Origin of the sequence: Bradyrhizobium sp. CCBAU 53340 (assembly GCF_015291645.1) — a bacterium.
Taxonomy (GTDB): Bacteria; Pseudomonadota; Alphaproteobacteria; order Rhizobiales; family Xanthobacteraceae; genus Bradyrhizobium.
Map to the genome: position 1 here is coordinate 780,071 of NZ_CP030055.1, position 12,625 is coordinate 792,695.

Sequence of the window (12,625 nt, forward strand, 5' to 3'; positions counted from 1 at the left end):
GCATGCGCTTCATGTACATCGTCACCTCCAGCCAGCCGATGAAAGGCCCGACTCCTGCGCTGATGGAGGCTATGCAGAGGATTTCCGAGCGGGAAATCAAGGCCGGCCGGATGATCGACAATGGCGGCTTGATGCCGCTCGCGACCGGCGCGCGGGTGCGGATCATCGACGGCGAGCTGAGCGTCGTCGATGGCCCCTTCATCGAGGCCAAGGAAGTGGTCGGCGGCTACGCCATTTTCGAGCTGCGCGACAAGGCGGAGGCCCTGGCCATGGCCAAGGAGTTCATGCAGCTGCACCTCGATCACATGCCGGGCTGGGACGGCACCTGCGAATTGCGGGCCTTCGCCACGCCGGGCGTCGACGGCGCCTGCGATGTCAATGCCAAGTCAGGCGCAGTCGCCCACGCCTGATGGACAGCGTCGCGCATGACGGTCGGCGGCGATGACGGACGCCGACATCGATCAAGCCATCCGTGCCACGATTTTGGCGACCTGGCGCGTCGCGCAGCCGCGGCTGATCGCGACGCTGTCGCGGATGCTGCGCGACGTGCCGCTTGCGGAAGAGCTGACCCAGGATGCGCTGGTCGCTGCGCTCGAAGCGTGGCCCGGCATCGGCGTGCCCGACAATCCCGGCGCCTGGCTGATGACGACGGCGAGGCGCCGCGCGCTCGATCATCTGCGCCGCGGCAAGATGCTTGGCGACAAGCACGACATGCTGGCGCGGGACCTGTTGCAGGAGCAGGAAACGGTGCCTGATTTCGAGACGGCGCTCGATGATGACATCGGCGATGAGTTGCTGCGGCTGATCTTCACCGCCTGTCATCCGATCCTGTCGCGCGAGGCGCGTACGGCGCTGGCGCTGCGCATGATCTGCGGCTTGACGACGTCCGAGATCGCGCGCGCCTATCTCGTGCCTGAGACCACCATCTCCCAACGCATCGTCCGCGCCAAGCGGACGCTGTCGAATTCCGGTCTCGCCTATGAGACGCCTGCTGGCGAGGCGCTGTCGGAGCGTCTCGCCTCGGTGCTGGAAGTCGTCTACCTCATCTTCAACGAAGGCTATCTCGCTGCACGCGGCGAGGAATGGCTGCGGCCGCAGCTTTGCGACGAGGCGCTGCGCATGGGCCGCGTGCTCGCGGGCCTTGCGCCTGATGAGCCCGAGGTTCACGGCCTCGTCGCCTTGATGGATTTGAATGCCTCGCGGGCCCGCGCGCGCACCGATGCGAATGGTGATCCCATTCTGCTGATGGATCAGGATCGCTCGCTCTGGGATTGGCTGCAGATCCGCAATGGCCTGCGCGCGCTCGGACGTGCCGGCGAGCTCGGCGGCGCCGGCGGGTTTTATGCGCTCCAGGCTGCGATTGCGGCGTGTCACGCCAGAGCAGAGTCGCCAGCAGGCACCGACTGGCGGCGCATTGCGCAGCTTTATGCCGAGCTCGCGCAGCTGGTGCGCTCCCCGGTCATCGAGCTCAATCGCGCGGTCGCGGTCGGGATGGCCTCTGGACCGCAAGCCGGCCTCGACGTGCTGGACGCGGTCGCCGGCGAGCCGGCGCTGGCGGCCTATCATCATCATCAGGCGGTTCGCGGCGACCTTCTGCAAAAGCTCGGCCGGCTCGCGGAGGCGCGGCAGGCGTTCGAAGCCGCCGCGCATCTTGCGACCAACGGGCGCGAACGCGCGCTGATGCAGCGCCGCGCCGCAGCCCTCGACGCTCGGAATATCTAAAGCGGAATGGCTTTAGGTTGAATCGATTGCCGCGAGGTCGGTGCACCTCTCCCGCTTGCGGGAGAGGTCGGCGCAACGCGCCGGGTGAGGGTTCTTTCCTCTTGGGGGTTCTCGATTGCGGAGACACCCTCTCCCCAACCCTCTCCGCAAGCGGGAGAGGGAGCGCACCTCTGTCGTCGCGATCAAACCTCATTTTATCGTGCTTTAGGTCGTCGGCTTGGGCGGCGGCGCGGTGCCTTGCGCCCATTTTTCCAGCTTGCCGAGCACGCCCCAGGCGGTGAGCGCCAGCGAGATGGGAAGCGCGAACTGGCTCAGGCCCGGGACCGCCGAGGCGATCGTTCCGAACAGTCCGGCGAGGCCGCCGGCGTTGGGGCTTGCGGTCACGGCGGAGAGCAGTGCGGTGATGAGCGAGCCCGCGATGCCAAGCGCGGTCTTCTTGCCGTCAAGCATCTTGCCGATGGTTTCGCCGAGCGCGCCGTTGACCTGGCCGAGCACGGGCTTGCTGTCCTTGTTGAGCAGGACGCCGAGCAGGTCGAGCACCGGCTTCAACTGGTCGACGGGCGTGGCGGGACCGGTCGGAGTGGCGGGGCCGGGCATGGGTGTCGTCTTGTTGACGAGAGAGAGCAGCTGTTCGAGCAGATTGATCGGATCGTTGCTGACTGTTGTCGCTCCGCCGGAGGCCGCGCCACCGGAGGGCACGCCTGCTTGGGACGCACCGGCGCCCTGCAGCAATTGTGCGAGGCTTTCAAGGCGCATCAGGATCTGGGACAGATCCACGTTTGGGGTCTGGATCGGTTGCACGCCGGCGCGTGTGATGGCGGCGATCGTGGTCCCGTCGAGCAGGCCGGTGTCCGGGAGCCCGTTCCGCTGCTGAAATGCCGAGACCGCGGCCTTGGTCTTCGGTCCGCTGATGCCGTCTTCGTCGAGCGGCGGATTGGCGCCGAGCTTGTTGAGGGTCTGCTGCATCAGCAGGACCGACGCTGCCGCGTCCTCGTCTGGCTCCGAACGAGGGACGATGGACGGGCTGTCGCCGATCGTGACGGAGGAATCGAGCGCCATCATCGCGTGCAGGATGACCGCGGTGCCAAGCTGGGTATCGACATGGTTAGGGTCGAAGACGTGGTCCGCGACGAATTTGCCTCCTCTCGCTTCGGTCGGTCCATAGAGGGTCGAGCCGCCGTACAGATAGGGCGAATTGACGCCCTTGGCGTGATAGCCGAGGCCGTTGAAGCATTCGAGCCGGTATAGCATGCGCGCGATGCACCAGTCCTGCGCGCCGACGAAGTTCTGGATCCTCAGCGCATCCACGGCGCCGTCGACGAACGAGGCAAACGGGCCGCGGCCTTTCGGGACCAGGCATGTCGCCCGACGCAGCGGCTCGCCGTTGCCGAGATATGTGTCGAAATCGAAATTGGATTCGCGATAGTGGCACAGCGCGACGAAGGGCCAGGGCACGCCGGTCAGTTGTTCGACCTGCTGGTAGGTCGCCTTGCCGTTGATCGCCTTGCGTGCCGTCGCGTTGGCCTCGCCAAGGCGTGAGGGCCGGATCTGGAGATTGGCCCAGTTCTTCTCGTACTCACTCTTCAGGCTCTCGTATGACACCATCTCCCGCTCCCGCGAATTGATAAAATTATCGGTTCGTTGTGAAAATCAGGCGTGAGCTGCGTGCCATCGTCTGCGGGCACGGGCTCTGGGCGTGGTCCGGTAGTAAATGTGGCAGGCCATCGCTACAGCGTGTGTGAAATGGCTTACAGGTGCGACGCGAAAGATTGCGATCAATGGACGCAATATCCGGCAACATGCGCCAGGGCAGCGATCGCTGCGGCGCGTTCCGGAACCGGCCGGTCGGCCGTCCGTTAGCAACAGAGACGGTCAGGTTCAGGAATCCTGCAATGGCCAAGCGCGTCCTCGCGATCGGCATCGAACCCGGCAACGCGGATTACAGCGCGTTCCCGCAGCTCTCGCCGGCGCTCGTGCGCAGCTATATCGAAGCGCAGCTGCTGCGCCTGCGCGGCCTCGGCTACGAGGTCACGAGTTGCCTGATCGATCTCGATGCGGCCGCCGAGGCTGCCGTCACGGCGGCGCTGCGCGAGGAGCGCTTCGACTGCATCGTCATCGGTGCCGGCCTGCGCGAACCGAAGGAGCGGCTGCTGCTGTTCGAGAAGTTGCTCAACCTCGTTCACCGCCTGGCGCCACAGGCCGCGATCTGCTTCAACACGACGCCCGCCGACACCGCGGAATCCGTGCAGCGCTGGATCGAACCGTAGCCGCGGCAAGCGCTTTTTGCTGTAGTGGAGCGGTGATGTTGCATGGTAATTGTCGTGCAACCAAGCCTAGAGTGCCACGTCGCCCGGATTCCCCCGATGTTCAGAGCTGTCGCCATTGTCGTTCTCGCCTTTGCCTTGTCCGCCTGCGATCTGGTGACCGCCGTGAAAGATGGAATGCGGGAAGCCGGGGCGGTGGAAAGTGATCTCGCGCAGTCGACCGGCGTCAGGCCGCATGTTGGCTTCAACTGGTCCAATGGACGCCTGACCTCGGTGACCGTACTGTTTCCGAAGCTCTATGACGCCAAGCCCCTCGCGGACCTTGCCGGCCTCGTGCGGGCGGCGGTGACCAAGGAATTCAAGCAGACGCCCGAGGCGATAGTGCTCTCCTTTACCCTGGACAAAGGGCCCTCGATCTAAACGTCGCCACCGCAGGATGGCAGCCGTCGCGGTAGGCTTCCTCCGGCGCGAGGGGCGGGGACATGCCTGGCTCAAGCGATTATTCTGGCCCGTGATCGTCCCAGGCGCTATGACTGGCCCGATCAGATGGAGGATTCGGAATGCTTCGACGCCTTGGAATTGCAGCGTGTTTCTCGGTTGCGATGGCTATCCCGGTCCATGACGCGATGGCGCAGGATGCGATCGGCGGTGCCATCGTCGGCGGCGTTGGCGGTGCGATCCTCGGCGGCGCCATTGGCGGCAGCCGGGGCGCCGCGGTCGGCGCCATCGTCGGCGCGGGTACGGGCGCCGCGATCGCCGCCGAAGGCGAGCGTCGCCGCTCAGGTTACTACGCCTATCAGCGCGGCTGCTACATGCAGCGTCCCGACGGCTATTATGTCCGCGTCCATCCGCGCTATTGCTACTGAGCTGCCATGCGGCGCGGGCCTGGCCCGCGCAATCAGCTTCGTGCCGCCGGTGCTTCCGGCATGATCTGCCGCAGCGGCTCGGGGGAGATCGATATCTGGCCGGTGAACGGACGGTCGTGCGCCGCGATCAGCAGCACCGAGGTGGCGACGCCGGTCGCGAACAGGCCCATCGCGATCGCCGATCCCAGCCGATTGTCGCAATGAACGAAGCCGATCACCAGCAGTTCGCACAGGGCCTGGAGATAGAGGCACCACCATTTGACTGCATTCACCGAGGCGAGGCTGACGATGATGCGCTGGCGTCGCGCGTCCAGCGCCTGCTGCAGCGCGGCGAGGATCTCGCGCTGCGTGGTCTCCTGCGCCCGGCCCTGGGGCGTCATGGTGACGATGAACTGCAGGGCTTCCGCGAGCGCTGACGGCGTCGCCTTCAGCGAAGCCTCCTGATGCGCCATGTCAGGCCATTCCACCGTGATGGCCTCGCCGACATAGTCACGCACCAGTCCGCGCAGCCTGGCTTCCTGCTCCGCCGGCAGACCGGCGGCAAGCAGCACGGCGCTTCGCAGCGCGCTGGCCTCCCGGCTCACCGCGGCGCCGGCGCGGTCGCTGTCACTCCAGACCTGCGCCGCGGTAAAGGCGACGAAGAGGCCGAAAACGACGCCAAGCACCGGCAGCATGCCCGGCGAGATCGCCTTCAGCGACGCCGCGCGCTCCTTCGTCGCGATCCGCGCGACGGCGACGAACACCGCCGCAGCCAGAAGATAGGTGAACCCGAAGATCACCAGCGCCATCAAGGGCACCGGCAGATTGTGCAACCAATCGCTCATGCTGTTCCTGCTACGTGATTCGTAGATTGAAATCAGCCGCGTCGGGCGCGGGGCGCGCGCCTATTTCGCCAGCAATGTCCCGGGAGCAGGTGCCCTCGCGTGTGACTAGTTGTCGGTAAGCAGAGCAAACCGACGCCGGTCGGTCCGCTCGCGCGCCAGCTGTCCAGCCGCCGCGCAAAGGTCGGGCGCATAGAGCTGGCAATTTTCTCGCTTCGCGATTCCCTGGTCGATCAGATCCAGGAGTCGTGCAGGCGCAATGTCAGGCGAAGCGGCGATGCGTCCGGTGACGACGTGCTTTTCCATTTTCTCGTGATCGGCGTGATTGATGTCGGGATTGCGCCAGCAATTTGCGCACATGATCTTCATGCTCTCCGAGTGGGAATAGATGACGCTATCGCCTTCCAGCTCTTCGCTCATGTCGGCCAATTGCCGTGCCGTCTGCTGCGTGCCCGCGAAATCGAAAAACCGGTAGTTTCGGCGCAGAAGCGTTGCCAGATGGGGGAAGACGGGTATCTGCTGCTCACCATAGGTGTGATAGGTAATGGGAGCGCCATCCATGAGGATCACGTCGCCGTAGTCGACGCCGAGTTTGCGATAGAGCACGCTGCGGACAATGCCATGGCACGGACTTAGCCGTTCGATCCATACCGTCTCCTCATCGCCCGGGTCATCAAGGTCTGCCGCCCGCTCGGCAAGGGGGCGTTCGGCGAGCCTCACCTTGCAGCCAAAATATTCGCCCTCCGGCAATCCAAACCGCCCAAGCTCGATTTTCTGTCCCATCCGCTTCCACACGTCCAAAGCCGTCTCGGCGTTGCCGGCGCCGGTGGCGCAGATTCCAAGGTTCCATTCGTAGCTGTCGATAACCTCCTGCGAGAGACCTACGGCAGCACGATTGGCCGTTACGCCTTCGGCAAATCTGCCGCGCGTCTTGTAGAAGAGCCCCAGATTGTAATGGTACGCGCTCTTGCGCGGATTGATCTCGGTGAGCTTCCGGAGACTACCCTCGGCGATCGTATCCCGCTGGCGTGCCATCATGCGCGCCGCCGTTGCCAGCCCGCGCAATATCTCTTCCTGCTCCGCCTTCCCTTCGTAGGGTCCCGCCAAACGGTCCAGCTTTTCGACCATCGTCCGAAATATTGGATGTGCCGGCGCCGCGGCGTTCAGATCATCGATGTCGCGGACGGCTTCGAGGCATAAGCCGAGTTCCGACAGAATAGCCGTATCGTGATCGTAAGCGTCGGCTATCTCTGAAATCACGTCTGCGGCCTCTTCCCTTGCGAGGCTTCGTTCGCCGACAATCCATGATAGCGCCTTGGCCGCCTCGGTCTGGTGCCGCTGGGCCATTCGAAGCGGTTGTATTTTCTGCGATGCCGCCTGCTGGCGGCCCGCCTGTCCCTCTGCGACGGCGTCTCGTACAATCGCGGCGATCTCGTCGGAAGAGAGAACCGGGCTGGGGCCGTTCAACATGATCGTCTCCGTGCAGGTCCGCCCCGGACTCATTAACGTCGACTTACCACGGGCAAAGCGGAAGCTCCCACCTTGGGCGTGATCGGCAGCTCGTGATCCATTCCGGACGTTTAGCGCTCATCACACAACCAGCATAGCGCATCAGGATCACGGTGCGCATCTGAGACGGCCAAAATCTTCCGGCAATTTTTGATCGAAATCAAAAATGATAAACGCCACCCGCCTAATATGGCCATGCGTAGTCCCCCACTACGCACCAAATGCCCCCACCAGGCCGCTGGCTTCCCCAAGGCCAGCGGCTTTGTATTTAGCCCGCGGGCATGGAAAACACTGGATCTTCAACACAATTGTGATCGCGGCTGGCGTGATCATCGTCGTCCTAGCCGCGATCTTGGTTTTCTAACCTAAGGTCGCCTCAGCAATTGCTTTCTGCGCCGTATGCAAAACACCTCCGGGCAGATACTTGGGCCTGAGCGAATTTACGCTCGATCAAATTCAGCCGGTCGCGGTCTCCATAAACATTGTACGTTGAGGAGGCAAAGCCATGCTGGTGAATAAGCTGGCCGGTCCCGCCGCAAGTGCAAAGAGCCTAGGCAGACCGCCTGGTGAATCTATATCAGCCGCATGCCGCGCAGGCTCGCATGCCCGTTCTTGCCGACAATGATGTGGTCGTGCACGGCAATCCCCAGCGGCTTGGCGATGTCGATGATCGCTTTCGTCATCTGGATGTCGGCCTGCGAAGGCGAGGGATCGCCTGAGGGGTGGTTGTGCACCAGGATCAGCGCGGTCGCTGACAGCTCCAGCGCGCGCTTGATCACCTCGCGCGGATAGACCGGTGTGTGGTCGACGGTGCCGGTCTGCTGCACCTCGTCGGCGATGAGCTGGTTGCGCTTGTCGAGGAACAGCAGGCGGAACTGCTCCTTGTCGGCGAAGGCCATGCTGGTGCGGCAATAGGCGATCACCTCGTTCCAGGACGACAGCGCGTTGCGGCTGTTGACCTCGCCCTTGGCGACGCGGTGCGCGGCGGCCGCAATCAGCTTGAGCTGGTTGATCGCGGCCTCGCCGACACCGTCGATCTCGCGTAGGCGCGCCACCGGCGCGTGGACGACCTCGGCGAACGAGCCGAAGGCTTTGATCAGCGTCTTCGCCAGCGGCTTGGTGTCGCGCCGCGGCAGCGCCGGAAACAGCGCCATCTCCAAGAGCTCGTAATCGCTGAGCGCGTCCGCGCCGGCGCTGTAGAAGCGCTCGCGCAGCCGCTCGCGATGGCCGAGATAATGCGGCGTGTCGTCGGCCTTGCTGTTGTCGGCATCAGGCTTGGCGGGCATCGCCGGACAGCATTGCCGGGGATCGCCGCTTTTGCAACCGTCAATTGCGGCGGGCCGGGCAGCAATCAGCGCTGTGGTTTCGGTTCGCGTCGCACCGGCGGTGGCAGCGTGACCGCAATCACGCCAGCGATGATGAGCGCCATCGCGGCCAGAATCGACCAGGTAAAGCGCTCGCCGAGCAGGGTGGTGCCGAGCATCACCGCGAATCCCGCCCGCAGATAACTCCCGCTGGTGGTGCCGAGTGGCCCGAGTGTACGGATCAGCCGGAAATAGATCGCCATCGCGAGCGCGGTGCAGACGATCGCGAGCGCAACGACAGCCGCGATCGCCTCCGCCGGTGGCAGCGCCAGCCGCCATGGTCGCTCGAGGATAGCGGCCGCAGGCAGCATCAGGATTGCGGCGCAGCTCATCGCGCCTGCGGCCGTGACGATTGCAGGGAGCTTGACGAAGCGTTGTCCCCATATCGGCGCGATTGCGTAACAAAGGCTCGCGCCGAGCACGGCCGCCTGCGCCAGCGGCGCGGCCGTGCCGATGCCGGACAGCGCATCGATACCGACGGTCACGGCAACCCCTGCGAGGCCGAGACCGACGCCGGCGATCTTCCGGCCGCTGATGGCCTGTCGTCCGCGCCCGGTCACCAGGGCGATCGCGAGCACGAACATCGGTGGTGTCGCATTGAGCACGCCGGCAAGGCCGCTGGTGATATGGGCTTCGCCCCAACTGATCAGGGTGAATGGCAGCGCGCATTGCAGCAGCCCTTGCACGAAGAAGGCGGCCCAGACCGATCCCTGGCGCGGAAGGGAATATCCCTGGGCATTCGCGATGAAGAGGAGGAGACCTGCCGCGAGCGTCACGCGCATCGCCACCATCGTAAATGGCGGAACCGAGGAAATTGCCACCTTGATCAGCGTGAACGAGCTGCCCCAGATCAGCGACAGCAGCAGCAAGAGAGCAATCTCGCGGACTGGGGTGGTCCGCTCCAATATTCCCTGCTCGGCCTGTGCGCTCATGCGATGTGCTCCCGGATTTGCCAGCACCATGATCCGGAAGCGCCGCCGCGGGCTGGCCGAATTCGGACCTCATCGTCCGATCGAGTCCGATTTCAGCTACTCCGCGGGCCTGATCGAAATTATTGTCGCGGCATGACGACGGCCCCGGCGCAACGGCAAATGCTGCCACCGCATCTCGACTGGGAGACCTGCGACCGGGCGCGGCTGGCACGGGCCCGCGCGTTCGATGGCCTGTTCTTCTCTGGCGTTCGGTCGACGCGGATTTATTGCCGCCCGGTCTGTCCGGTTCGTCCCGCGCGCTCGGAGAACGTCACCTTCTACCCGACGGCCGCCGCCGCCGAGCGCGCCGGCTTTCGCCCATGCCTGCGCTGCCGGCCGGAAACCGCGCCGGGCTCGCCGGCCTGGCTGGGCACGGCCACCACCGTGGCGCGCGGGATGCGGCTGATCGAGGGCGGCTTTCTGGATCGAGCCACCATGGCAGAGCTCGCCGAGGCTCTTGGCATCGGGCCGCGCCACCTGCTGCGCCTGTTCCTGCGCCATGCCGGCGCCAGTCCGAGCGAGATTGCTGCGACCCGGCGCGTGCAGGAAGCCAAGCGCCTGATCGACCAGACCGACATGACCCTCGCGGAAATCGCCTTCGCCGCCGGCTTTGGCAGCGTGCGCCGTTTCAACGACGCATTTGCCGCGACCTACAAGCGGCCGCCGTCATCGTTCCGCCGGCGGCGATAGGCCAGGCGACAAGATCACCCGATCTGCTTCTCGCCGTGCCGCTCCGACAGCGTGAAGATCTCGACACCCGTCGCAGTCACGCCGACCGAGTGCTCGAACTGTGCCGACAGCGAGCGGTCGCGGGTCACCGCGGTCCAGCCATCGGACAGGATCTTCACATGCGGCTTGCCGAGATTGATCATCGGCTCGATGGTGAAGAACATGCCGGGCTTGAGCTGCACGCCTTCGCCGGGCCGGCCGATATGGATGATGTTCGGCTCGTCGTGGAACATGCGCCCGAGGCCATGGCCGCAGAAATCGCGCACCACGCTCATGCCCTGCGGCTCGACGAAGCTCTGGATGGCGTGGCCGATGTCGCCGGTGGTGGCGCCGGGCTTCACCGCGGCGATGCCGCGCATCATCGCTTCATAGGTCACCTCGATCAGCCGCTCGGCCTTGCGCGCGATCGGGCCGATCGCATACATCCGGCTGGAATCGCCGTACCAGCCGTCGACGATGAAGGTCACGTCGATGTTGACGATGTCGCCTTCCTTCAGCGGCCGGTCGCCCGGCATGCCGTGGCAGACCACGTGGTTGAGCGAGGTGCAGGTCGAGTAGCGATAGCCGCGATACATCAGCGTCGCCGGATAGGCGCCATGGCTGAAGGCGAAGTTGCGGACGAATTCGTCGATGCGGTCGGTCGGCACGCCGGGGCCGACGATGTCGGTGAGCTCGTCGAGGCACTTTGCGACCAAAGCACCCGCCTTGCGCATGCCGGCAAAGGCGGCCGGCCCATGCAGCTTGATCTGTCCGGTCTTGCGCAGGGAGGTATCGGTGGCTTCGACGTAGCTCATGCGGATATTGTCTCTGGGCTTGAGAGCCCGGTTTCGGTGTGGGCGGAAAGGCTTGATTTCAGGCCCTAATTTAGTGATTGCCGGCCCCCGTGCAAGCTTGGCCGGAGCGTTTTCGAGCGAAGTGGATAGCGGTTCGCGTGAAGAAAACGCGTCAAAAACAAGAGTCCTCCCCGCCAGACGCCCGAAAGCGGCTCAATTCGGGACTTCTACGGTGGTTTCGACCGGCAGCGCACCGCCGCGGATGCGGATTTCGCGGACGGGATAGGGAACCCGGATGCCCTCGCGCTTGAAAGCGTCCCACAGCGCCAGCATCACGTCGCTCTTGACGTTGTCCATGCCGTCGGGGTCCGCAAGCCAGAAGGTCAGCGAGAACTTCATGCCGGCTTCGGCGAACTCGGTCAGGATGCAGTTCGGCGGCTTGGCCTTCTGGGCTCGCGGATGGGTGGCTGCGGTGTCGATCGCGAGCTTGCAGACCAGCTTTGGGTCGGCGTCGTAATTGGTGCCGAAGGGAATCTTCACCAGCGTGTTCTTGTCGGTATAGGTCCAGTTGACGACCTTCTGCGTCACCAGATCCTCGTTCGGCACCAGGAATTCGCGGCCGTCGCCGGCGGCGACCGAAATATAGCGCGTCTTCATCGCGCTGATGCGGCCGGTGTTGTCGCCGATGGTGACGAGGTCGCCGGGCTTCACCGATTTGTCGGCGAGCAGGATGATGCCGGAGATGAAATTGGCGACGATCTTCTGCAGGCCGATACCGATACCGACGCCGACCGCGCCGGAGAACACCGCAAGCGCGGACAGATCGATGCCGACAGTGCCGAGCGCAATGACAATTGCGACGGCAAGGAGCCCGATGCGGATGATCTTGATCAGCAGCACCTGGACCGACGGCGTCAGATCGGTGGTCGAATTGATCTTGCTCTCGGCGAAATTGCTGGCGATGTTGGTGAGCCAGAGCGCGAAGATCAGCAGCGCGCCGGCCTTCAGCACCAAAAGCGGCGTCAGCCGGAGGCCGCCGAGCACGATGGCGTAGGAATCGAGCAAATCGACCGTGGCCTCGAGCTGGCCGAGAATGGACAGCGCAGCGACGAACCAGGCCGCAACCGACACCAGCCTGACGAAGAAGGCATTGCGCAGCACCGAGGTCAGCAGCCGGATCGCGAGCCAGGCGAGGCCGAGCTTGGCGGCGACCATCAAGAGATAGCTGCGGCTCGGCCAGGTCGCGTGATACATCACCAGGCGGAAGACGATCACGAGCAGGGTGAAGACCGCCGTCGAGCCGCTGGCGACCATCACCCGGGCGAAGTGCCGAAGCGGCAGCGGCCAGCGCATCGCGACCGACGTCATGTCGACGCGGTTGCGAATTGTGGCCTCCGCGGCATAGGCGATCCCGGCCGCCGTCAGGATGAGGCCGAATTGCAGGTAGAACCAGGGCGAGGCGATTTCCGCCCCGACGCTGCGCGCGGTGGTCTGCACGAACTCCATGATGTCTTTGAGGTCCATGTCCATCGGGAGGGTCTCGTCGCAGGCGGGAGGGATGATTCGAAAGCGCCGCAGAATCCCACAAAGGACGCGGCCGGGCCAT

13 protein-coding genes are annotated in these 12,625 nt (G+C 64.6%); 6 read left to right on the plus strand and 7 right to left on the minus strand.

The genetic code is table 11. The features are described 5' to 3' along the window. The first annotated feature begins 2 nt into the window (after nucleotides 1-2). Both XH89_RS03620 and XH89_RS03625 read left to right on the plus strand, forming a co-directional pair. Nucleotides 3-410, plus strand: a complete 408-nt coding sequence (locus XH89_RS03620) for a YciI family protein (RefSeq protein WP_194465769.1) — start codon at nucleotides 3-5, stop codon at nucleotides 408-410. Nucleotides 411-441: 31 nt separating this feature from the next. After that, nucleotides 442-1,722, plus strand: a complete 1,281-nt coding sequence (locus tag XH89_RS03625; protein ID WP_194465770.1) for an RNA polymerase sigma factor — start codon at nucleotides 442-444, stop codon at nucleotides 1,720-1,722. A 204-nt stretch (nucleotides 1,723-1,926) separates the two neighbouring features. Here the strand turns inward: XH89_RS03625 and XH89_RS03630 are convergent, their stop codons facing one another. Continuing rightward, nucleotides 1,927-3,327 (minus strand): peptidoglycan-binding protein, encoded by a 1,401-nt coding sequence (locus XH89_RS03630; RefSeq protein WP_194465771.1) that lies wholly within the window; start codon nucleotides 3,325-3,327, stop codon nucleotides 1,927-1,929. 287 nt (nucleotides 3,328-3,614) lie between these two features. Between XH89_RS03630 and XH89_RS03635 the strand changes: the two genes are divergently transcribed. The 3 genes from XH89_RS03635 to XH89_RS03645 all read left to right on the plus strand — a co-directional run bounded on the left by XH89_RS03635 (nucleotide 3,615) and on the right by XH89_RS03645 (nucleotide 4,852). Next, entirely contained in the window at nucleotides 3,615-3,989 is a 375-nt protein-coding gene (locus tag XH89_RS03635) for a hypothetical protein (RefSeq protein WP_194465772.1), read from the plus strand. Nucleotides 3,990-4,085: 96 nt separating this feature from the next. Continuing rightward, nucleotides 4,086-4,406, plus strand: a complete 321-nt coding sequence (locus XH89_RS03640; RefSeq protein ID WP_194465773.1) for a hypothetical protein — start codon at nucleotides 4,086-4,088, stop codon at nucleotides 4,404-4,406. A gap of 140 nt (nucleotides 4,407-4,546) precedes the next feature. Then, entirely contained in the window at nucleotides 4,547-4,852 is a 306-nt protein-coding gene (locus tag XH89_RS03645; protein WP_194465774.1) for a glycine zipper domain-containing protein, read from the plus strand. A 32-nt stretch (nucleotides 4,853-4,884) separates the two neighbouring features. On the opposite strand, the gene XH89_RS03650 is transcribed toward XH89_RS03645, so the two are convergent. The 4 genes from XH89_RS03650 to XH89_RS03665 form a co-directional block, all read right to left on the minus strand. After that, nucleotides 4,885-5,676 (minus strand): DUF4239 domain-containing protein, encoded by a 792-nt coding sequence (locus XH89_RS03650; RefSeq protein WP_194465775.1) that lies wholly within the window; start codon nucleotides 5,674-5,676, stop codon nucleotides 4,885-4,887. Nucleotides 5,677-5,781: 105 nt separating this feature from the next. Further along, a complete protein-coding gene (locus XH89_RS03655) occupies nucleotides 5,782-7,143 on the minus strand; it encodes a prenyltransferase (RefSeq protein WP_194465776.1) in 1,362 nt (453 codons plus the stop codon). Between the two features lie 611 nt (nucleotides 7,144-7,754). Beyond that, nucleotides 7,755-8,468, minus strand: coding sequence for a DNA repair protein RadC (gene radC / locus XH89_RS03660; protein ID WP_194465777.1), 714 nt, complete (start codon nucleotides 8,466-8,468; stop codon nucleotides 7,755-7,757). A 65-nt stretch (nucleotides 8,469-8,533) separates the two neighbouring features. Beyond that, entirely contained in the window at nucleotides 8,534-9,478 is a 945-nt protein-coding gene (locus tag XH89_RS03665; RefSeq protein ID WP_194465778.1) for a DMT family transporter, read from the minus strand. A gap of 132 nt (nucleotides 9,479-9,610) precedes the next feature. Between XH89_RS03665 and XH89_RS03670 the strand changes: the two genes are divergently transcribed. After that, nucleotides 9,611-10,207: a bifunctional transcriptional activator/DNA repair enzyme AdaA gene (locus tag XH89_RS03670; protein ID WP_194465779.1), complete on the plus strand. Its 597-nt coding sequence runs from the start codon at nucleotides 9,611-9,613 to the stop codon at nucleotides 10,205-10,207. 14 nt (nucleotides 10,208-10,221) lie between these two features. Here XH89_RS03670 and map read toward each other — a convergent pair whose 3' ends face one another. Together map and XH89_RS03680 are read right to left on the minus strand one after the other, a co-directional pair. Then, the gene (gene map, locus XH89_RS03675; protein WP_194465780.1) at nucleotides 10,222-11,040 is read right to left on the minus strand and encodes a type I methionyl aminopeptidase; all 819 of its coding nucleotides are present in this window, start codon (nucleotides 11,038-11,040) and stop codon (nucleotides 10,222-10,224) included. A gap of 192 nt (nucleotides 11,041-11,232) precedes the next feature. Next, nucleotides 11,233-12,549 carry a mechanosensitive ion channel family protein gene (locus XH89_RS03680; protein WP_194465781.1) on the minus strand — a complete coding sequence of 439 codons (1,317 nt, stop codon included), beginning with the start codon at nucleotides 12,547-12,549 and terminating at the stop codon, nucleotides 11,233-11,235. Nucleotides 12,550-12,625: the final 76 nt, after the last annotated feature.

Bases quoted from the DNA above. Each gene is read 5' to 3' on its own strand.
- XH89_RS03620 (WP_194465769.1), top strand. From the start codon at position 3: ATGCGCTTCATGTACATCGTCACCTCCAGCCAGCCGATGAAAGGCCCG.
- XH89_RS03625 (WP_194465770.1), top strand. From the start codon at position 442: ATGACGGACGCCGACATCGATCAAGCCATCCGTGCCACGATTTTGGCG.
- XH89_RS03630 (WP_194465771.1), bottom strand. From the start codon at position 3,327: ATGGTGTCATACGAGAGCCTGAAGAGTGAGTACGAGAAGAACTGGGCC.
- XH89_RS03635 (WP_194465772.1), top strand. From the start codon at position 3,615: ATGGCCAAGCGCGTCCTCGCGATCGGCATCGAACCCGGCAACGCGGAT.
- XH89_RS03640 (WP_194465773.1), top strand. From the start codon at position 4,086: ATGTTCAGAGCTGTCGCCATTGTCGTTCTCGCCTTTGCCTTGTCCGCC.
- XH89_RS03645 (WP_194465774.1), top strand. From the start codon at position 4,547: ATGCTTCGACGCCTTGGAATTGCAGCGTGTTTCTCGGTTGCGATGGCT.
- XH89_RS03650 (WP_194465775.1), bottom strand. From the start codon at position 5,676: ATGAGCGATTGGTTGCACAATCTGCCGGTGCCCTTGATGGCGCTGGTG.
- XH89_RS03655 (WP_194465776.1), bottom strand. From the start codon at position 7,143: ATGTTGAACGGCCCCAGCCCGGTTCTCTCTTCCGACGAGATCGCCGCG.
- radC (WP_194465777.1), bottom strand. From the start codon at position 8,468: ATGCCCGCCAAGCCTGATGCCGACAACAGCAAGGCCGACGACACGCCG.
- XH89_RS03665 (WP_194465778.1), bottom strand. From the start codon at position 9,478: ATGAGCGCACAGGCCGAGCAGGGAATATTGGAGCGGACCACCCCAGTC.
- XH89_RS03670 (WP_194465779.1), top strand. From the start codon at position 9,611: ATGACGACGGCCCCGGCGCAACGGCAAATGCTGCCACCGCATCTCGAC.
- map (WP_194465780.1), bottom strand. From the start codon at position 11,040: ATGAGCTACGTCGAAGCCACCGATACCTCCCTGCGCAAGACCGGACAG.
- XH89_RS03680 (WP_194465781.1), bottom strand. From the start codon at position 12,549: ATGGACATGGACCTCAAAGACATCATGGAGTTCGTGCAGACCACCGCG.